Origin of the sequence: Shimia sagamensis, assembly GCF_900182745.1 — a bacterium.
Lineage (GTDB): Bacteria > Pseudomonadota > Alphaproteobacteria > Rhodobacterales > Rhodobacteraceae > Shimia > Shimia sagamensis.
This window is the reverse complement of record NZ_FXTY01000001.1, coordinates 345952-363657: the sequence shown is the minus strand read 5'-3', so window position 1 is coordinate 363657 and position 17706 is coordinate 345952. Positions and strand designations below refer to the sequence as shown.

Here is a 17706-nt window from a genome sequence, read left to right as displayed (position 1 = left end):
GCATGAAAGATGATACCCCACAGCGTGACGCCATCATCAAAGTGCGCGGGTTGCGCAATCAGTTTGGGCCGCAGGTGGTGCATGACAATCTGGACTTGAATGTCTGGCGCGGCGAAGTGCTGGGTATTGTTGGCGGCTCGGGCACCGGCAAGTCGGTGCTGCTGCGCACCATTGTTGGATTGAACAAACCGGCGGCGGGCACCATTGAAGTGCTGGGCACCAATGTGCTGACCGCACCGGAGGAAGAGCGGCGCAAGGTGGAGACCCGCTGGGGCGTGGCCTTTCAGGACGGCGCGCTGTTTTCCTCGCTCACGGTTTTGCAAAACGTGATGGCGCCGATGCGCGAGCATCTGAAGCTGTCGACCAATCTGATGAAAGAGCTGGGCGCGCTCAAGATCAGCCTTGTCGGCCTGCCGCAACTGGCCTGTGACAAGCTGCCCAGTGAGCTGTCCGGCGGGATGCGCAAACGCGCAGCCTTGGCCCGCGCCCTCGCGCTCGACCCGCAGATTGTGTTTCTGGACGAGCCCACAGCGGGCCTCGATCCGGTGGGCGCGGCGGCTTATGATGATCTGATTGGCGAGTTACAGCGCAGTCTGGGTATCACGGTCTTTATGGTCACGCATGATTTGGACAGCCTTTATGCGATTTGTGATCGCATTGCGGTGCTTGCCGAGAAGCGTGTTCTGGTAGAAGGTCCAATAGAAACAATGACAGATGTCGATCATCCGTGGGTGCAGGAGTATTTCACCGGCCCACGTGCGCGGGCGGCGCAGGTCAAAGGTATTGGGGGCGCATAGGGCATGGAGACACGGGCAAACTACCTCCTGATTGGGGTGTTCGCGCTGGTCGGCCTGATTGGCTCGTTCCTGTTTGTGCTCTGGCTCGCGAAGATCGATCTGGAAAAGCAATACGCCTACTACGACGTGCTGTTTGAGAACGTTGGCGGCCTCGGGATGGCGGGCAGCGTGCGCTACAATGGCCTGCCGGTGGGCCAAGTTGTGATGCTGGAACTGGATGACGAGAACCCTTCGCTGGTGCGGGTGCGCATCGAGGTTGGGGCAGACACGCCGGTAAAAACCGACACGATTGCGAAACTGCAGGGGCAGGGGGTCACGGGCGTGAGCATTGTGGCGCTGTCAGGAGGCACAATCGACGCGGCTGCTTTGCCACAATATGGTGAAATCATCACCGAGAAGAGTGCCCTACAATCGGTGGTCGAAGGCGCCCCGCAGTTGATGGAAAAGGCGATTGGCCTGCTGGAAAACTTGCAAAGTGTGGTCAGCGAGGAAAACACCGCTGCGGTGAATGAGTTGTTGGCCAATCTGGCAAGTGCGTCTGGACGGCTGGATCGCACGCTGGCGGAATTTGAAGAGCTGTCTGAAGATGTCGGCAGCGCGGCGCGGGAAATTGCGGCGTTTACCACACGGCTGGAGACGTTGTCTGATACGGCGGAGGAAACACTCGTGGAGGCGACGGGCGCGCTGGGCTCCATCAAGGAGGCGGCAGACCGCACCAAAGGCACATTGGAAAATGCTGAAAGCGCCTTTGCCACTGCTGATGGCCTGATGAAAGAGGACCTCAAAGATTTCATCCAACGTGGCGCGGATGCGGCGGCAGCCTTGGAAAATGTGGTTGCGGTTTTGGAGCCTTCTGCGATTTCCGCGATGCAATCAGCGCAGGCGTTGATTGATGAGCGCTTGCCTGCCTTGGTGCAGCAGGTGCAGGACACGGCTGCCGTGATGGAAACTCAGATCGCCCAAGTTGGCACCGATGCCTCCAGCCTGATGACACGATATGAAGAAGTGGGCACCAGCGTGCAGGCGCGTGTGGAGCAGACCCAAACCGCGATTTCCGCTTTTGAAACGGCCACAAATGCGGCGACCGACACGCTCAATTCGGTGCGGGTGGCCTCGGATACGGCCACCACCGTTATGAACACGGACCTGCAACCGCTTGCGGATGAGGCGACAGCAGCCCTGACCACGGTGCGGGATTTGGCCACCACCAAGGTCTCGCCGCTGATTGATCAAACCAATGAAACTCTGGTGGCAATTGAAACTGGTGTGCAGGAGATCACGGACCAAGGCACCGTGATGCTGGAAACCGCGACGGCGCGGTTGGTTGAGGCGCGTGGCACGTTGGCGAATTTCAACGAGGCGTTGGAGCTGTCTGATGAAATGCTGCGGTCGCTGGATGACACAGCGGATGCGGTGAACACGCTGGTACGCGGCGGCGCAACAGACATGGTAGAGGATGCCCGCGAGGCTGCCGCCAGTGCACGCAGCGCATTAGACGCCATTCACGTGACCGTGGATGAACGCCTGCCGGAAGTGGTGGAAAACATCTCTGAGGCCGCGCAGGCAGCCAACACGATGATCGCCAGCATCGACACGCTGGCCGTGGATGCAACCGGGCAAATGGCAACGCTGTCGCCACAGGCCAGCGAGGCCTTGGTGACCGCAATCGACACGTTTGAGCGCTCCAACCGCACGCTGGAAGCGATCTATCAGGCGATGGAAACCGCAGACGCCACACTAGATACGGCAGGCGACACTTTCAGCGGCGTGAACCGCATTTTGGACGAAGATGTGGATCAGATCATGACGGATATCAGCGGCGCTGTTGCGGCCGTCTCAGGCACTGTCACCGGCGTGTCGGATGACATCAACAAGGCAGCAGATGAGGTGCTTGCGGCGTCCAAGTCGGCTTCCAATCTGTTGGGTACAGTGGACGGTATTGTGCAACGCAACGAGCGACAGGTGTCTGAGTTCTTGCGGCTAGGTTTGCCGCAAACTGTGAAATTCATAGAAGAATCCCGCTATCTGGTCGGCAATCTGGACCGGTTGGTGGCACGCATCAAACGCGACCCGGCACGGTTTCTTCTGGGCACGCAAGGATCGGAGTTTAGCCGATGACACAATGTAGATGGGCAGGATTGCTGATTGGCGCAGTGGTGCTTTCTGGATGCAGCAGTCTGGGCACACTGAACCGGGCCGCAGCGCCAACGGACCTCTACACATTGACGCCCAAAAGCACGTTTTCCGCTGGGCTTCCCCGGCTCAGTCATCAGCTTGTGATCGAAGAGCCGACTGCCCATGCCGCTGTGGACACGGACCAGATTGCGGTGCAGCCAACGCCCTATCAGTTTGAGTATCTGCCGGTGGCCCGCTGGGTCGACCGCGCACCGGTGATTGTGCAGACATTGCTGATCGAGAGCTTTGAAAACAGCGGCAAGGTGGCCGCTGTGGGCCGCTCGTCTGTGGCGTTGCGCCCGGATTTCCTGATTGTGTCAGATCTGCGGGAGTTTCAAGCGCGCCTGCCAGCGGTGGAGACCGAAAGTGGTGCGCTGGAAATACACGTGCGCATGAATCTCAAGATTGTGGATGCCTACGACGACCACATTATTGGCTCCAAGTCCTTTGAAAAGGTCGTGATGTCGCCAAGTGATGAGATGAGCGACGTGGTGGTGGCATTTGATGATGCCTTGGGCAAAACCATGCGCCGTGCAGTGGAGTGGAGCGTGAAAACAATCTACAGCCACGGCCAACGCAATCCGCGTCCCGCCCTGCGCTAACAAGGCTTTGGCGCGGGCTCTGTCAGGCTCCGGTCTTGCGCTTTGCGACCCAGCTGCGCAACCAAGCAATTGGGAGCAGGGCAAAAAACCAGAACTTTTTCAGAAAGATCAATGCCACGGCAATTAGGCCGGTTTTGGCGGCCACCTTGCCAGCGATCAATCCACCAATGCCAATGGCGGCCACTTGATCGATGGAGGGGTCAAAATCAGCATAGCGGGCGCCTTCCTGAAATGCGGTCATCTTGGCCACAGAAGGCAAGGCTGTCTTGACCTCTTCCAACTGATACATGCCGGCCACAAAATTCAGCTGCAACACCCCTTTTCGGCCAAGCGCACGCAGATTGTAGTTGAGCGTATTCACCGGCGCGCCGTCAAAGGCCAGTTCTTGCGCCCAGTGTAGTTTGCGCACAGCGACGTCGTATTTGGGCGCCTCGGCCCAGCCCTCCAGAGTGATTTTCTCGTAGCCGTTGGACACCCGCCACTCGTTTTCTGCCAAAGTGTCTTTCTGCATGGAGCGCAGCAGGTCGTCATAATCGATGGTGGCGGCGTCTTTGTCAGACACATAACCGATATCATCCCAGCTCAAAATTGCGCCCCAGGCGTTTTCGTCCAGTGGCGTGTAGCTGACGGGGAAAATCATGCCTAGGCTGTCGCCGTTGGGGTTGCCCCAAAGATCCACCAAAACCGTGTTCGTGTCGGCTGGGGACAGATAATAGTAGTCGTCTGGCACATCCAGATAGGCCTGTCCGCCGGGCAGGTCGATCCGCCCCTGTTGGTAATCCATGGAGGATAAAATTGCGAAAATTGGGTCGGATTTGTCCTGAAACTCAACATCGGGAAAAACCGTTTCAAAGGGTTTCGCCAGGCCCGTGTGGGCCAGACAACTCAGCACAATAGCCGAAAGTATACGTTTCATAGCAATGCCTTAATCCAGTTCAATTTTGGATATCAGGCTAAAGCAATAAATCAACCATAAATAGCACTGACGCGGGCGGCACCCCAATAAGGCGGGCGCGGGGGCCAGGCAAAGGAGTGATCAGTTCACAATCAGTCGACAAATCAGCGTGTTGTTGGTTTCCAGATCCGGTCCCCAGATGAACTCCGCTTTGCGGTGCCAATCGACTTTGTCGTAGCCATCTTTGGGACGGACCTGACGCTTTTTGTATTCCGTGGCGCGGGGCCAATCGGAATCGTCGAAGTATTCTGCTGTCCAACCGCGTGGTGGTTCACTTGCCTCAAATCCACAAGGGCCTTCGCCAACACGAGGGGTGCGTTCTTTGGCGCAAGATTTGTTGAGTGGGGCTTCATGGATGACTTTGCAGCGCCAGTCCTTGTCTGACACAGCCACAATGTTTCCGGCTGCATCCTTGACCTGCAGGATCACACCGCCATCCCCCATCTGTTGTTTGTTGGTGCCGATGTATTCCAAGCCGGTATCGTTCTCTTTGAAATCCTTGGCAATCAGCGCCAACATAAAGGGACGTTCGGCCTGGAAGGTGAAGCTTTCGGCATTAAACGAACGTTCTGTGTTGATGGAAATCCGGTCCTCCGCCACCAACGACCGATTGGCGTATAGCGCAAACCAGTTGTCCGCCCAGACATCGGCCTTGAACGTTTCTGCGGAGGCTGCAGTGCTTAATACAAGCGTCAGGGCGCCCCCAATCAGATGCTTCATAACCGTCCTCATAAACCACTTATGATAAAACGTAGCAGGTTGCACATTCTGTCGGAAAACAAATTGCCAATAAGGTAAAGGCGCCCCAAAGGACGCCTTTTGTTTTTTCGCAGATAACGCCTGTGCTTACAGGCTGGCGTCCAGAGCGGCCAGCAGGGCGTCGCCCATCTCAGAGGTGGACACCGGGGTGCCACCATCCGCTTGCATCAGGTCCGCGGTGCGCACACCATCGGCGAGAACTTTCTCCACAGCCGCTTCCAGTCGGTCGGCTTCTGCACCTTGATCAAAGGAGTAACGCAGGGCCATAGCGAAGGAGAGCACACAGGCACATGGGTTGGCTTTGGCCTGACCTGTGATGTCTGGTGCGGAGCCATGTACGGGCTCATACATGGCTTTTGGACGGCCGTTATCCATTGGCGCACCAAGGGAGGCGGAGGGCAGCATGCCCAGCGAACCGGTTAGCATCGCCGCACAATCTGAGAGAATGTCGCCAAACAGGTTGTCGGTGTAGATCACGTCAAACTGCTTAGGTGCGCGCACCAGCTGCATCGCGCCGTTGTCGGCATACATATGGGACAGCTCGACCTCTGGGTAGTCTTTGGAGACTTCGGTCACAACGTCGCGCCACAGAATGCCGCTTTCCATCACGTTGGCTTTTTCCATGGAGCACAGACGCTTGTCGCGCTTCATAGCCAGTTCAAACGCCGCACGTGCGCCACGCTCGATCTCGGATTCGGTGTAGCGCTGGGTGTTGATGCCAACCCGTTCGTTGCCTTCTTCAAAGATACCGCGCGGCTCACCGAAATAGACGCCGGAGGTCAGCTCGCGCACGATCATGATGTCCAGGCCAGCAACGATGTCGGTTTTCAGCGAGGAAAAATCTGCCAGCGCGTCAAAACACTGTGCCGGGCGCAGGTTGGCAAACAGATCCATCTCTTTGCGCAGGCGCAGCAGGCCGCGCTCTGGCTTCACGGAGAAGTCGAGATCGTCGTATTTAGGGCCACCCACAGCACCAAGCAGAACCGCGTCCACTTCTTGCGCTTTCGCCATGGTGTCGTCATGCAGCGGCACGCCGTGTTTGTCATACGCTGCGCCGCCAACAAGGTCTTCGCTCACGTCAAATTTCAGGCCACGTTTGTCACCAAACCAGCCAATAATGCGCTGAACTTCGGTCATGACTTCGGGGCCGATGCCGTCGCCAGCGAGGATGAGAAGCGAAGGGGTGCTCATTGGGATGCGTCCTTGATCAAATAGGTTCGCTACGGGTTACCGAGTGACGTGTGAAAGATCAAGAAACAAAGGGCTTTAATGCGCTCTCAAGCAGGCTCCAAACGCGGGAAATGCGCGGGGTGTGGCGCAGGCTTTCATGGGCGGTGAGCCAAACCGGCAGAAGTGGCAGTGGAAAGCCAAGCGGGATCTCTTCGATTCCCAGAGTTTGGCGGGCAATGTGGCTCTGACAAAACCCCAAGCCACAGCCTGCGCGCACCAATTCCCAATAGGTGGTTTGATGGTCACAGCGCACCGCAAACCAGTCCCGATTGGCAGGGATACCCATGCGGCGCATTTCGCGGATGATGTCGTCATTGGCGTCATAGCCGACAATGTCGTGGTGCGGCAGATCCTCGGCTCCCGTGGGACGGCCTTTGCGAGCGATGTAGCTCTCGGCGGCAAACATGCCCAGTTCGATGTCACCCAGATGTTTGGTGATCATGTCGAGCTGCTCAGGCCGGTACATGCGCACAGCAATGTCGGCTTCGCGAAACAGAAGGTTTTGGGAGTCATCAGACGGCACCAGCTCAATCTGGATTTGCGGTTCCTGTTGACGCAGGTCGGCAAGGATGTCGGGCATCACGTGATGTGCCATGAAGACAGAGGTGGCGATGCGCACGGTGCCGGCAAGGTCGGTTTCCCCGCCCGCTGCAGCCAGCGACAGATCGGCCATTGCGGCCGCCATGCGTTGGGCAGGGGCCAACAAGGCTTGGCCGGTGTCCGTCAATTCAAAGCCGCGGGCGTGCCGATGAAATACTTCGACCTTCAGCGTGTCTTCCAGGGTTTTGATGTGGCGGCCCAATGTGGGTTGAGAGGCGTTGAGCTGCCGCGCGGCGCCTGACAGGGAGCCAGTTTGGGCCACAGCCAGGAAGGACTGGATCAATGACCAGTCGAGGTTTGAGAGGGTCTTTTCCATTCATTTATGAATAGCACGGCTGCGAATTTCGCCAATACCTATCTGCAGGCGTATGCCGCATGTTTGTTTCAGGACGCCAGACAGCAGGAGACAGACCATGGCAGACACCGTTTTGATACTTGGCGCAAATGGCCGGTTTGGACGCAACGCCGCGCAGGCTTTTGCCAAGGCAGGTTGGAACGTGCGCCGCTTTGATCGCAGCAGAGATAAACTGCGAGAGGCCGTGCACGGGGTGCAGGTGATCGTGAACGCCTGGAACCCACAGTATTTTGATTGGGCCACCCAAGTGCCGAGATTGCATGACGAGGTGATCGCCGCGGCAAGGTTGGTTGATGCGACAGTGATTGTTCCCGGCAATGTCTATGTTTTTGGCAAAGGCACTCCAAGCCCTTGGGGCGTGACCACACCGCATCAAGCGCAAAACCCTCTGGGCCAAATCCGGCGAGAGATGGAGCGGGCCTATCGCTTTAGTGAGGTGCGCACGATCATTCTGCGCGCCGGAGATTTCATCGACACTGAAGCCTCAGGCAATTGGTTTGACATGATCATGACGCCGAAGATTGGCCGTGGCGTGCTGACCTACCCCGGCAAGCGGGATGTGGATCATGCTTGGGCGTACCTGCCAGATTTGTGTCGTGCGGCCGTGATGTTGGCGGAAAAGCGCGACCAGCTGAACCGGTTCGAGGATGTGCCGTTTCCGGGGTACACCTTGACCGGGAATGCGTTAACTCAGGCGCTGGAGCAGGTTTTGGGGCAGTCGCTGAAGGTCAAATCCATGGCGTGGTGGGCTATTCAGCTGGCTTCACCAGTGTGGAAACTGGCGCCACATCTGCTGGAGATGCGCTACCTGTGGAACACCCCCCATCGCTTGGACGGCGCACGGTTTAAGGAGCTGTTGCCGGAGTTTGCAGCCACGGAGCTACACAAGGCGTTGGCCTCTGCGCTGCCAGAGACAGCTGTGCCTCAAAAATCGATGTCGACCCAAACCATATGATGGCGGCTGGCTTTGATGTCTTTTTTTGCCAGCAGCTCATAGGCCGGTTCATCGGGTTTGGGCCAAAATTCCCCGGCGTCGGTCACCTTCAGATCGATGCCGGGCAAGACATAATCGACCCGCAGATCTCCCGGCGTCGGCTCGCGCCAATCCACAGTTGGGCCAGCTTGTGCCAACGGGTCTTGTAGACGTGGATCGTTGAGCAGCGCCTGAATGGCCGCGTGTTGCCCTTCGCCTTTTTCTGGATCAAGGTTCGCCCCGCCCATCAAGACAAACGGCGGCTCGGGCATGGGGCCAAGTTTACCGTTCATTAGATGAGTCCACAGCCGGATTTCGTCGGCATTGCGGAGCCCGTTCTGATCCTCTGGTCCGTCAAATACCGGAGGTCCCGCAGCAAATAGAAATAGCGTCACCAGCTTGACTGGATGCTGAACCGGCAATACCCAATGGCCTTTGGACGACAGGCGCTGAATGTCTTGCGCCTCCTCGGAGGGGAACGGTTGCCCATTCACTTCGGGCAGCGTGGCCTCGGGCAACTCGCGCCACAGCAGCGTACTGAAATCCCGCGCATCCCCAAACGGCCAGCGTGACAGCACCACCATGCCGCTTGCCCCGCGAAACTTGCCATAGCCTTGCGCATCTGCAGGCGTGTGTAGCCGTCCGTCGCCGTTCATGTCCAAGCCAGTGGGAATGCCGGTGTTGGGAGGCAGTGCAAAGACATGCGGATAGTACAAGCCGCCTTTCCCAAACTGATCGCGCAGCGCCTTGGCTCCTAGCAAATCGGCGTCATAGTCCACACCTTGCAGAAACAGCACGTCTGGCCTGAGGTGGGTCACCACCTGCGTGATCGCCACAACCTGCGGATCATCTCGCGTGATGTCGCGCAGCATCAACCCCGGCCCCTTGCGGGACAGCTCCACATCATAAGTCGCCACGCGGATGGTTTCCGCATGGGCGCATGTCACAAAGAAAAGAAGGCCGATCAGGCGGCTGAGGACACCGGATGTGCGCCGCGTGACGCGGCATAGGCGCGACGGCGGTTTTCGTCGATCATGGTGGCCACGCGGGTCATGGCGATGCCGCGCATGATCATGCTGGCGGGAATGAATGCCCATGCGCTGATGGTCCAAATCATTGTCATCGGATCGCTTAAGTAGATCGGATCAATCAGGTCCGACATCATCTGAATGATCGCCGGGATTAAGAATGGCATAAGAAATCCTAACGCAATGTTAAGACGGCCATCCCGCTGCAGCCGTGGCAGCACATCGCCGCCCGCGGTCGGGTCAAACAGCGGCAGGTTGATCCAGACGTTAAACGCCCCATTGCGTGCGGGCCATTCCAGCACGCGCACAAAGAAGTAGAACACCGCCAGCGTCATCAGCGAGATCAAATAGCTGAGGCCAGACGCCGTCCGCACCTCGGTGATCAATTCCCGTGTGGCGTCCTCTGGCAGCATGATCACCATCAGGCGCACAGGGGAGTAGGGGAAATCAATCGCGTCACCCACAATGATGCCAAGCGCATGCAGAAAAGCGGTGAAGGCATTGGGTGCCACTTCGCCGCGCGCAATCACAGAGAGCGCAAAGACAGTGAAGAAAATTGCCAGGAACCGCAGCCGGTTGAACGGCGGGGCGTGGCGGAATTCGATGAAAGACGGCGCGGTGGTCACATATTCGATGAACACCAGCAACGAGGAGAAGATCGCAAACAGCAGCACAATATGCACCACGTCTTCGCTCACCGATGGCAAGATGATGGCTGGCAAGGCAAACAGCAATGCCACCAGTCCCGCGCGCGTTGCCGCGCCAATGATTCTGCCTATCACAGCTCGTGTCCCTTCAAACCGGATGTCGCGTTTTGTGGCTCTTTGGCCGTGCGATCTTGTTCCAACTTGATCCCGTCTTTGCGACGAGGTGCCTCATTTATGCCTTATTGTGGCATCGGATGTCGGCGGGCCTCAAGGTTTTGTTTGGAAATTGTCCAAGATATCCAAGTGAGCGGGGGGGACTGGTGCGCGAATGCATCAATTGGGTCTCTGGAAAAAGCACAATTTTTCAGGGCTGTACTAAATCTGGTGGTGGTGTTTGGGGTGACAACAAGGCGCCTCCAGCGGGAGAGGCTCTGTGCACCCAGCTGCGCCACATTTCCGCCTTATTTGGTTCTCAAAACATTCCAAAAGAGGAATGTGTATTGATTTATGTCAATGCGGCCCCAAATTTTCATCATATGCTGAAATTAGAATATGAAAGGAAATGTCATGTCATCCCCCTCTGAGGCGCAGATGCGCCCGCCATACTCTCCCCTCTACTTTCTCGCCACACTTGGTGCCGGTGGCCTGATGGTCACCTTCTTTATGTTTCTGATGTTCTGGGTGCCGCATCCGGGCCGCCCCGTGCCCATTTTTGAAGACATAATGGGGGCGTTTGCCAGTGGCGCCGTACCGCTCAAGGCTGCCATTGTGGCGGCCATGGTTGGCATCGCCGGGCTTGCCTTCCTAATGATCAAATCGTTGATCTGGAACTTGCGCGGTGTCGCTGCCTTCAAAACAACCGACGCCTATGCGGCGCTGCGCACCTCCAATGCGGAAACACAATTGATGGCCATCCCGCTCGCCTTGGCGATGGTTGTGAACGGCGGTTTCATTGTGGGTTTGGTGTTTGTTCCGGGATTGTGGAACGTCGTCGAATATCTGTTCCCGCTGGCGATGATCGCCTTTGTGCTGATCGGCGGCTATGGCTTGATGATCATGCGGGACTTCTTTGGTCGCGTGTTGATCAACGGCGGCTTTAACTGCGCCAAAAACAACAGTTTTGCGCAGGTGCTTCCGGCGTTTGCCTTTGCCATGGTGGGTGTTGGCCTCGCAGCGCCGTCCGCGATGAGCGGGTCAGCCATGATCGCAGGCCTGTCCTTCATCCTGTCGAGTTTCTTCATCGTGGTTGCGATCCTGTTGGCGGTTGCCAACGTGATCCTAGGCTTGCGGTCGATGATGGAAAACGGTGCCAACGCCGAAAGCGCGCCCACACTGCTGATCATCGTGCCGCTGATCACGGTGATCACAATTGCCTGGATGCGCCAGAACCACGGGTTACATGTGCATTTTGACGTGCATGGTGGTGCTGGCGAAACCCTGTCGATGTTGACCACCTTGCTGATGGTGCAGTTGGCTGTGTTTGCGCTTGGCCTGACCGTGCTGCGTCGCTTTGGCTATGTGTCCAAATTTGTGACCGGACCGGAAAAGTCTGCTGGCTCCTATGCGCTGGTCTGCCCCGGCGTGGCGCTGTCGGTGATGTTGCACTTCTGGCTCAACAAAGGGCTGGTGGCGAGCGGCTTGGTCGATAAGTTCTCGCTGGCCTATCTGCTGATTTCCGCCGTGGCGATCGCGCTGCAAGTCACGATGATCTGGCTGGTGCTGAAGCTCAACGCCAAGCATATGGGCGGCACGGATCGTCAGGTGGCAGTACCTGCGGAGTGATGTGGATGTAGATTGCGATAAGACGCCAAAGCGACGCTTTGGCGAGCGTCCGAACCGCCCCCACGGGGCGGGCGCTTCGCTTTCGCCCCTCGGCTCGGTCGCTGCGAAGACTTCGGAGGTTGCCTACTGAAGCCGACGCCAATCGTCTCGGCTCAGATGCCAGAACGCGCAGTCCTCGAACCTCTGTCGGGCAGGGGCCCAAATTGCTTCCACGCCGTCTCGTGTCATCCCGAGCTTTGCCAGCAACGCCAAGGATGCTGTATTGCCAACCTGCGCACCGGCACGCACCGACGTCACGCCCAGCTGGTCAAAGGCAAACGCAATCGCGCCCCGCGACAGCTCAATTGCATAACCTTTGCGCTGAAAGGCTGCGCCAATCCAATAGCCCAGTTCAGCTTGATCATCGGCAATGTCGAGCTTGCACCAGCCGATGATGTCACCGCTGTCTTTGCACATCACCACGGTGGCAAACACCGCGTCCTGCTGCATGGCTTCGATGTTGTTGCGGAGGATCTCTTGAGTGTCTTGTTTCAAAAGCGGGGTCGGCCAAACGGCCACCGACTGGCTGATCTCCGGTGTCATCAAGGTGGTGAGCGCGTCTGCGTCTTCCTTCCGACAGGGGCGGAGCAGAAGGCGTTCGGTTTCAATGGAGGTATCCATAAACCAATCGAGGGGACCGATGGTCGCCGTTGTTTCTTCCATCCTCACGTGTGTTTTTGGGTAAAGCCATATAGGCGACTCTTGTGGTGACAAAAACGTTCATTCAAAAGGTTGAGCTCCTCTTCGGTGCCCGTATCTCCATTCAATTTGTGAAACACGATGTCATTGAATGACCCCATGCCGCCGTACATTGTCTGGATGCCATGACACAGCTGGGTTTCGTTTGTGACCTTCTTCAGACTGCGCAATTGGCTGGCCCAAAACTCCCGCCCTTCGGAACTCTCTATTAGCCCGATCAACACCTTTAGTTCGTCGTGGATACGTTCAACCCGGCTTTTCCGTCTGAACAAGTCTTTAAACATGCACATCAATCCAAAAAGAAAACCCCGCACAACTTGAACGGTTGTGCGGAGCTATGTCAATCAAAGGCCGAGCAGATTACACCCACGGACGCGCGGCACCCGCTTTGGCTTCATAGGCGTCGATGGAAGCTGCTTTCTCCATGGTCAGGCCAATGTCATCCAGACCGTTCAACAAGCAGTGCTTTTTGAATGCATCCACGTCAAACTTCACCACATCCCCATCGGACGAAGTGATTTCCTGGGCTTCCAGATCCACAGTCATACGCGCGTTGGCGCCTTTTTCTGCGTCTTTCATCAACAGGTCGACCTGCTCCTGCGGCAAGACAATTGGCAAGATGCCGTTCTTGAAGCAGTTGTTGAAGAAGATGTCCGCAAAGGATGTTGAGATCACACATTTGATGCCAAAATCCGCAATCGCCCAAGGCGCGTGCTCACGCGACGAGCCACAGCCAAAGTTGTCACCGGCCACGAGAATTTCCGCACTGCGATATTGCGGCTTGTTCAGCACAAAATCTGCAATTTCGGTGCCGTCGCGGTTAAACCGCATCTCATCAAACAGGTTTTTGCCAAACCCGGTGCGCTTGATCGATTTTAGGTGCACCTTCGGGATGATCATGTCGGTGTCGATATTCACCAGCGGCATGGGTGCTGCGATACCCTGCAGTTTTTCAAACTTTTCCATTACATCATCTCCCGAATATCAGTCAGCTTGCCGGTGAGGGCAGCGGCGGCAGCCATGGCAGGGGACACAAGGTGTGTGCGTCCCTTATAGCCCTGACGGCCTTCGAAGTTGCGGTTGGACGTTGCGGCGCAACGCTCCCCTTCGCTCAACTGATCAGGGTTCATCGCCAGACACATGGAGCAGCCAGCCAGACGCCATTCAAAGCCCGCCTCGCGGAAGATGTCCGCCAGACCTTCTTCTTCGGCTTGCGCCCGTACAAGGCCAGAGCCCGGTACAATCATTGCCCGCATGCCGTCTTTGATCTTCTTGCCTTTGACAACCTCAGCCACAGCGCGGAAGTCTTCGATCCGGCCGTTGGTGCAGGAGCCGATGAACACGGTGTCGATCTCGATGTCGGTCAGTTTCTGACCTGGCGTCAGACCCATGTATTCGATGGAACGACGGGCCGCTTCAATCTTGCCGCCTTCAAAATCTTCCGGGTTTGGCACAACTCCGGTGATTGGCAGCACATCCTCGGGCGAGGTGCCCCATGTGACAACCGGCTGAATGTCTTCGCCTTTCAGCGTGACAACCTTGTCGAAATGCGCACCTTCGTCGGTGAAGAGTGTTTTCCAGTACTCCAGGGCCTGCTCAAATGCACCCGCCTTTGGCGCGTGTGGGCGGCCTTTGACGTAGTTGAACGTGGTTTCATCCGGTGCAATCAGACCAGCGCGCGCGCCGCCTTCGATGGCCATGTTACAGACGGTCATGCGGCCTTCCATCGACAGATCGCGGATCGCTTCGCCACAATACTCGATGACATACCCAGTGCCACCACCAGTGCCGGTTTCACCAATCACCGCCAGGGTGATGTCTTTGGCGGTCACGCCCGGCTTCAATTTGCCAGTGATCTCCACTTTCATGTTTTTGGATTTCTTCTGGATCAGCGTCTGCGTGGCAAGTACGTGCTCGACCTCAGAGGTGCCAATGCCGTGGGCCAAAGACCCAAATGCGCCATGCGTCGCCGTGTGGCTGTCACCACAGACCACGGTCATGCCGGGCAAGGTCCAGCCCTGCTCTGGACCAACAATATGCACGATGCCCTGACGCACGTCAGACACCGGATAGTAATGCACGCCAAACTCGCGGGCGTTGGTGTCCAGTGCAGCCACCTGAATGCGGCTTTCCTCGGTCATCTGGGACGGATCATCCCGGCCTTCGGTGGTTGGCACGTTGTGATCCGGCACTGCGATGGTTTTCTCCGGCGCGCGTACTTTGCGACCAGTCATGCGCAGCCCTTCAAAGGCCTGCGGGCTGGTCACTTCGTGTACAAGGTGACGGTCGATGTACAAAAGGCAGGTGCCATCGTCGGCTTCATGCGCAACATGGGCATCCCAGATCTTATCATAGAGCGTTTTGGGGGACATAGGTCCTCTCCATTCTGTTTGGATAGCTGAAGTTATGGCTGACTAACGGGCACAGCGAAGCTGCGCCAAAAGCTCATAGCGCGGCGATGATGGATTTGCTCTGACCAAAGAAGCGCCAAGGCAAAAAGGCGTGGTCAGCAATATCATAGATGCGTTTCATGGCTCTCCCCTACAGGGTCGCGCAGATTCCTTCAAGCAGAAGCGCACAATCCGTGACTGCTGCGTTGCCGCAAGGGGATCGGACGTGCAAGGATGCCTCTATGGCTGAGGAGAACACCGCAGAGACACAAGGCGTTGGCGACACGCAGGAATCCGAGTTGGACCGTATCGCCGGAGCCGAACGGCAGGTCACGTCGACGCCGGAGTCTGAAACCACCACGGAAACCACAGAAATTGCCTTGGGCATTTGGGAGCAGGTTGTAAATTTTGGCGAAAGCCTGCTGCGGCCCTGGGCGTTTTATCAAGTTGTCATAGCGCTTGGTTTATTCGGGCTGTCCTTTGCCATTGCTGCCTGGCTCAAACCGCGGTTCTACGCTTGGCTAAAATCGCGCGAAGGCTGGTCCAAGCTGCGCTACCGCTATGCCATGATGGTGCATCGGCGCATGCCGCTGTTTGTGTTCAACCTGTTGATTTGGTTCACTGTCTGGCTGATGCAGGCGGTGACATGGCCGAGCCGGTCTTACCTGTTGGTGGGCTTGGCTAACTTGGCCTTGGCGTGGTTGGTTGTTGTCGCGGTATTGCGCGTGGTTCAGAACACCACACTGCGGACCTTTCTGCGCTATGGCGCATGGATTTGGGTCACGCTTGTTTTGACCGGATTGCGCGACGACGCGGTGCAGCTGATGGACAGCATGGCGTTGGTGTTTGGCGACTCCCGACTGTCCCTTTGGATGATCGCGCAGGCGGTTGTGTTGCTTGGCCTGACCTTTGCCATCACCCGCCTGTTGTCACGCCAAGCGGATGCGAGGCTCAAGCGTAGCGAAGACATCTCGCCTTCCATGCGGGTGTTGTTTGGCAAGCTGTTACAGGTGTTTCTCTACACCGCCGCTTTCTTTGTTGGATTGCGCATCATTGGCTTTGATCTCAAAGGCCTCGCCTTCTTGACCGGGTTCATCGGTGTGGGCCTTGGTTTTGGTCTGCAAAAGGTGGTGTCCAATCTGGTCTCGGGCCTGATTATCGTGATGGATAAATCGATCAAGCCTGGCGATGTGATCTCACTTGGCGAGACCTTTGGCTGGATCAACTCCCTGGGTGCGCGCTACATCTCTGTGGTCACACGGGACGGCAAAGAGTTCCTGATCCCCAATGAAGACCTGATCACCAATCAAGTGGTGAACTGGTCCCATTCGGACAGCTATGTGCGGCTTGATATCTTTTTTGGCACGGCCTATGGCGACGACCCGCACGTGGTGCGCAAAGTGGCGATTGAGGCGGCAAAATCGGTACAGCGCGTGCTGCATTATCCCAACACACCTGTCTGCCACATCGTTGGATTTGGCGACAGCAGCGTGGACTATATCCTGCGTTTCTGGATTGAAGACCCAACCGGCGGGCTGACCAACATTCGCGGCAATGTGTACCTGGCGCTGTGGGATGCGTTCCATGAGAATGGCATTTCGTTGCCGTTCCCTCAGCGAGAGGTGCGTATGTTGGAGGACGAAGGGGCGACCATTCCAGCACCGTCAATGACGCCTAGTCCAGATTGAACCAGACAACGTTGATCAAGGAATCATAGGTTTCCTGCGTGCTGAACACACCAAGGTTGCTGTGAAACAGACAAGTGGCGGGTGTGTTTTTCACCAAATGCACGCAGCTTCCCTCATTTCGTCTTGGGGAAACTTTTAGATCGCCGCTTTTGCACCCCATTTTTTCGACAAACCGCGTGGCCGCCATGACGCTCACCTGAAAGGCGTCGTCGCTCCACTCTCCCAAATCATTCAGCTCAATGAGCATGTGAGCGGTGGAATTGACATGTTCATTGGAAATTTTGGCAACACAGTCCCCTTCTGCAAAGGCTGGCAAGGCGGAGAGGGCAACGATGAAGGGAGCAAAACGGAGGCTACGCATGACAATATCTTTCAAAGATCGGAAGGTGATTTAATCTCGCTCACCCTAAAAGGAATGGGCCAGTTCACAAGGTTTGATTGCTTTGAAGGCGAATCCCCCTTGCCTTTCGTTGAGAAAAGCGCCAACCGGTGCTATCTTGAATTTATGCTCGGCACCGGGGCAAACGGGTGCGATTTAAGGAGGACAGACTTCTGTCTCTGAACAACGACGTGGCCAATGCTACTGACACTGGTTCGATTGTAACGTCGGACTCTCCGGATACGACAAGCGAGGCACTGCTTGCCCGTATCCTCACCTCTCTGGATGAAGACAAAGCTGAAGATGTGGTGCAGATCGATCTGCGCGGCAAAACGTCTATTGGCGACTACATGGTGATCTGCACCGGGCGCTCCTCGCGTCAGGTGACCGCGATTGCCGAGAAGCTGATTGAACGGCTGAAGGCTGAGTTTGGGCGCGGCGCCAAAGTTGAAGGCAAGGAAACAGGTGACTGGGTTCTTGTGGACACTGGTGACGTGATTTTGCACATCTTCCGTCCGGAAGTGCGCGAGTTCTACCAGCTCGAAAAGATGTGGGTCCCCGGCGGCGCCGCATAAGCATTTGGGTGACCTGCGTTGTTCGCAGGTCGG

19 protein-coding genes are annotated in these 17706 nt (G+C 56.8%); 8 read left to right on the top strand and 11 right to left on the bottom strand.

Translation table 11 applies throughout. From position 1 onward, the window contains the following. Positions 1–2 precede the first annotated feature (2 nt). The 3 genes from QOL67_RS01655 to QOL67_RS01645 are packed head-to-tail and all read left to right on the top strand — an operon-like array spanning position 3 to position 3574. Positions 3–797, top strand: coding sequence for an ABC transporter ATP-binding protein (locus QOL67_RS01655; RefSeq protein ID WP_283424198.1), 795 nt, complete (start codon positions 3–5; stop codon positions 795–797). Between the two features lie 3 nt (positions 798–800). Then, a complete protein-coding gene (locus QOL67_RS01650; RefSeq protein ID WP_283424197.1) occupies positions 801–2915 on the top strand; it encodes an MlaD family protein in 2115 nt (704 codons plus the stop codon). Further along, the gene (locus QOL67_RS01645; protein ID WP_283424196.1) at positions 2912–3574 is read left to right on the top strand and encodes an ABC-type transport auxiliary lipoprotein family protein; all 663 of its coding nucleotides are present in this window, start codon (positions 2912–2914) and stop codon (positions 3572–3574) included. Before QOL67_RS01650 ends, QOL67_RS01645 begins: the two co-directional genes overlap by 4 nt. Before the next feature lie 22 nt (positions 3575–3596). Here the strand turns inward: QOL67_RS01645 and QOL67_RS01640 are convergent, their stop codons facing one another. From QOL67_RS01640 to QOL67_RS01625, 4 genes are all read right to left on the bottom strand, one after another. Further along, on the bottom strand, positions 3597–4490 hold the full coding sequence (locus QOL67_RS01640) for a DUF2167 domain-containing protein (protein ID WP_283424195.1): 894 nt from the start codon (positions 4488–4490) through the stop codon (positions 3597–3599). A gap of 120 nt (positions 4491–4610) precedes the next feature. Continuing rightward, positions 4611–5249 (bottom strand): PEBP family protein, encoded by a 639-nt coding sequence (locus QOL67_RS01635; protein ID WP_283424194.1) that lies wholly within the window; start codon positions 5247–5249, stop codon positions 4611–4613. A 126-nt stretch (positions 5250–5375) separates the two neighbouring features. Beyond that, complete coding sequence (leuB, locus tag QOL67_RS01630) at positions 5376–6479, bottom strand: 3-isopropylmalate dehydrogenase (RefSeq protein WP_283424193.1); 1104 nt, start codon at positions 6477–6479, stop codon at positions 5376–5378. 58 nt (positions 6480–6537) lie between these two features. After that, the gene (locus tag QOL67_RS01625; protein ID WP_283424192.1) at positions 6538–7434 is read right to left on the bottom strand and encodes a LysR family transcriptional regulator; all 897 of its coding nucleotides are present in this window, start codon (positions 7432–7434) and stop codon (positions 6538–6540) included. A gap of 97 nt (positions 7435–7531) precedes the next feature. On the opposite strand from QOL67_RS01625, the gene QOL67_RS01620 reads away from it, so the two are divergent. Continuing rightward, entirely contained in the window at positions 7532–8428 is an 897-nt protein-coding gene (locus QOL67_RS01620) for a Rossmann-fold NAD(P)-binding domain-containing protein (protein ID WP_283424191.1), read from the top strand. Here the strand turns inward: QOL67_RS01620 and QOL67_RS01615 are convergent. After that, on the bottom strand, positions 8398–9318 hold the full coding sequence (locus QOL67_RS01615; protein WP_283424758.1) for an endonuclease/exonuclease/phosphatase family protein: 921 nt from the start codon (positions 9316–9318) through the stop codon (positions 8398–8400). The genes QOL67_RS01620 and QOL67_RS01615 overlap by 31 nt on opposite strands. Positions 9319–9410: 92 nt before the next feature. After that, positions 9411–10256 carry a hypothetical protein gene (locus QOL67_RS01610; protein WP_283424190.1) on the bottom strand — a complete coding sequence of 282 codons (846 nt, stop codon included), beginning with the start codon at positions 10254–10256 and terminating at the stop codon, positions 9411–9413. 119 nt (positions 10257–10375) lie between these two features. Here QOL67_RS01610 and QOL67_RS01605 point away from each other — a divergent pair, with 119 nt between their 5' ends. Beyond that, positions 10376–10705 (top strand): hypothetical protein, encoded by a 330-nt coding sequence (locus QOL67_RS01605; protein WP_283424189.1) that lies wholly within the window; start codon positions 10376–10378, stop codon positions 10703–10705. Continuing rightward, positions 10689–11903, top strand: a complete 1215-nt coding sequence (locus tag QOL67_RS01600) for a TsoY family (seleno)protein (RefSeq protein WP_283424188.1) — start codon at positions 10689–10691, stop codon at positions 11901–11903. The genes QOL67_RS01605 and QOL67_RS01600 overlap by 17 nt, the downstream gene beginning before the upstream one ends. 123 nt (positions 11904–12026) lie before the next feature. Here the strand turns inward: QOL67_RS01600 and QOL67_RS01595 are convergent, their stop codons facing one another. The 4 genes from QOL67_RS01595 to leuC form a co-directional block, all read right to left on the bottom strand. Further along, complete coding sequence (locus tag QOL67_RS01595; RefSeq protein WP_283424187.1) at positions 12027–12563, bottom strand: GNAT family N-acetyltransferase; 537 nt, start codon at positions 12561–12563, stop codon at positions 12027–12029. Between the two features lie 44 nt (positions 12564–12607). Beyond that, a complete protein-coding gene (locus QOL67_RS01590) occupies positions 12608–12925 on the bottom strand; it encodes a DUF6966 domain-containing protein (RefSeq protein ID WP_283424186.1) in 318 nt (105 codons plus the stop codon). A gap of 76 nt (positions 12926–13001) precedes the next feature. Then, positions 13002–13607, bottom strand: a complete 606-nt coding sequence (leuD, locus tag QOL67_RS01585; RefSeq protein WP_283424185.1) for a 3-isopropylmalate dehydratase small subunit — start codon at positions 13605–13607, stop codon at positions 13002–13004. Beyond that, positions 13607–15013: a 3-isopropylmalate dehydratase large subunit gene (leuC, locus tag QOL67_RS01580; protein ID WP_283424184.1), complete on the bottom strand. Its 1407-nt coding sequence runs from the start codon at positions 15011–15013 to the stop codon at positions 13607–13609. The genes leuD and leuC overlap by 1 nt, the downstream gene beginning before the upstream one ends. Positions 15014–15273: 260 nt before the next feature. Here leuC and QOL67_RS01575 point away from each other — a divergent pair, with 260 nt between their 5' ends. Then, positions 15274–16719 carry a mechanosensitive ion channel family protein gene (locus QOL67_RS01575; protein WP_283424183.1) on the top strand — a complete coding sequence of 482 codons (1446 nt, stop codon included), beginning with the start codon at positions 15274–15276 and terminating at the stop codon, positions 16717–16719. Here the strand turns inward: QOL67_RS01575 and QOL67_RS01570 are convergent. Next, positions 16706–17080: a hypothetical protein gene (locus QOL67_RS01570; protein ID WP_283424182.1), complete on the bottom strand. Its 375-nt coding sequence runs from the start codon at positions 17078–17080 to the stop codon at positions 16706–16708. The two genes, QOL67_RS01575 and QOL67_RS01570, sit on opposite strands and share 14 nt — an antisense overlap. 209 nt (positions 17081–17289) lie before the next feature. On the opposite strand from QOL67_RS01570, the gene rsfS reads away from it, so the two are divergent. Further along, positions 17290–17673 (top strand): ribosome silencing factor, encoded by a 384-nt coding sequence (gene rsfS, locus QOL67_RS01565; protein WP_430458934.1) that lies wholly within the window; start codon positions 17290–17292, stop codon positions 17671–17673. The last annotated feature ends 33 nt before the right edge of the window (positions 17674–17706 follow it).

Bases quoted from the DNA above. Each gene is read 5' to 3' on its own strand.
- QOL67_RS01590 (WP_283424186.1), bottom strand. From the start codon at position 12,925: ATGTTTAAAGACTTGTTCAGACGGAAAAGCCGGGTTGAACGTATCCAC.
- leuD (WP_283424185.1), bottom strand. From the start codon at position 13,607: ATGGAAAAGTTTGAAAAACTGCAGGGTATCGCAGCACCCATGCCGCTG.
- QOL67_RS01650 (WP_283424197.1), top strand. From the start codon at position 801: ATGGAGACACGGGCAAACTACCTCCTGATTGGGGTGTTCGCGCTGGTC.
- QOL67_RS01615 (WP_283424758.1), bottom strand. From the start codon at position 9,318: ATGCTGCGCGACATCACGCGAGATGATCCGCAGGTTGTGGCGATCACG.
- leuB (WP_283424193.1), bottom strand. From the start codon at position 6,479: ATGAGCACCCCTTCGCTTCTCATCCTCGCTGGCGACGGCATCGGCCCC.
- QOL67_RS01570 (WP_283424182.1), bottom strand. From the start codon at position 17,080: ATGCGTAGCCTCCGTTTTGCTCCCTTCATCGTTGCCCTCTCCGCCTTG.
- QOL67_RS01600 (WP_283424188.1), top strand. From the start codon at position 10,689: ATGTCATCCCCCTCTGAGGCGCAGATGCGCCCGCCATACTCTCCCCTC.
- QOL67_RS01595 (WP_283424187.1), bottom strand. From the start codon at position 12,563: ATGGATACCTCCATTGAAACCGAACGCCTTCTGCTCCGCCCCTGTCGG.
- leuC (WP_283424184.1), bottom strand. From the start codon at position 15,013: ATGTCCCCCAAAACGCTCTATGATAAGATCTGGGATGCCCATGTTGCG.
- QOL67_RS01645 (WP_283424196.1), top strand. From the start codon at position 2,912: ATGACACAATGTAGATGGGCAGGATTGCTGATTGGCGCAGTGGTGCTT.
- QOL67_RS01635 (WP_283424194.1), bottom strand. From the start codon at position 5,249: ATGAAGCATCTGATTGGGGGCGCCCTGACGCTTGTATTAAGCACTGCA.
- QOL67_RS01605 (WP_283424189.1), top strand. From the start codon at position 10,376: ATGTCGGCGGGCCTCAAGGTTTTGTTTGGAAATTGTCCAAGATATCCA.
- QOL67_RS01655 (WP_283424198.1), top strand. From the start codon at position 3: ATGAAAGATGATACCCCACAGCGTGACGCCATCATCAAAGTGCGCGGG.
- QOL67_RS01620 (WP_283424191.1), top strand. From the start codon at position 7,532: ATGGCAGACACCGTTTTGATACTTGGCGCAAATGGCCGGTTTGGACGC.
- QOL67_RS01575 (WP_283424183.1), top strand. From the start codon at position 15,274: ATGGCTGAGGAGAACACCGCAGAGACACAAGGCGTTGGCGACACGCAG.
- QOL67_RS01625 (WP_283424192.1), bottom strand. From the start codon at position 7,434: ATGGAAAAGACCCTCTCAAACCTCGACTGGTCATTGATCCAGTCCTTC.
- QOL67_RS01640 (WP_283424195.1), bottom strand. From the start codon at position 4,490: ATGAAACGTATACTTTCGGCTATTGTGCTGAGTTGTCTGGCCCACACG.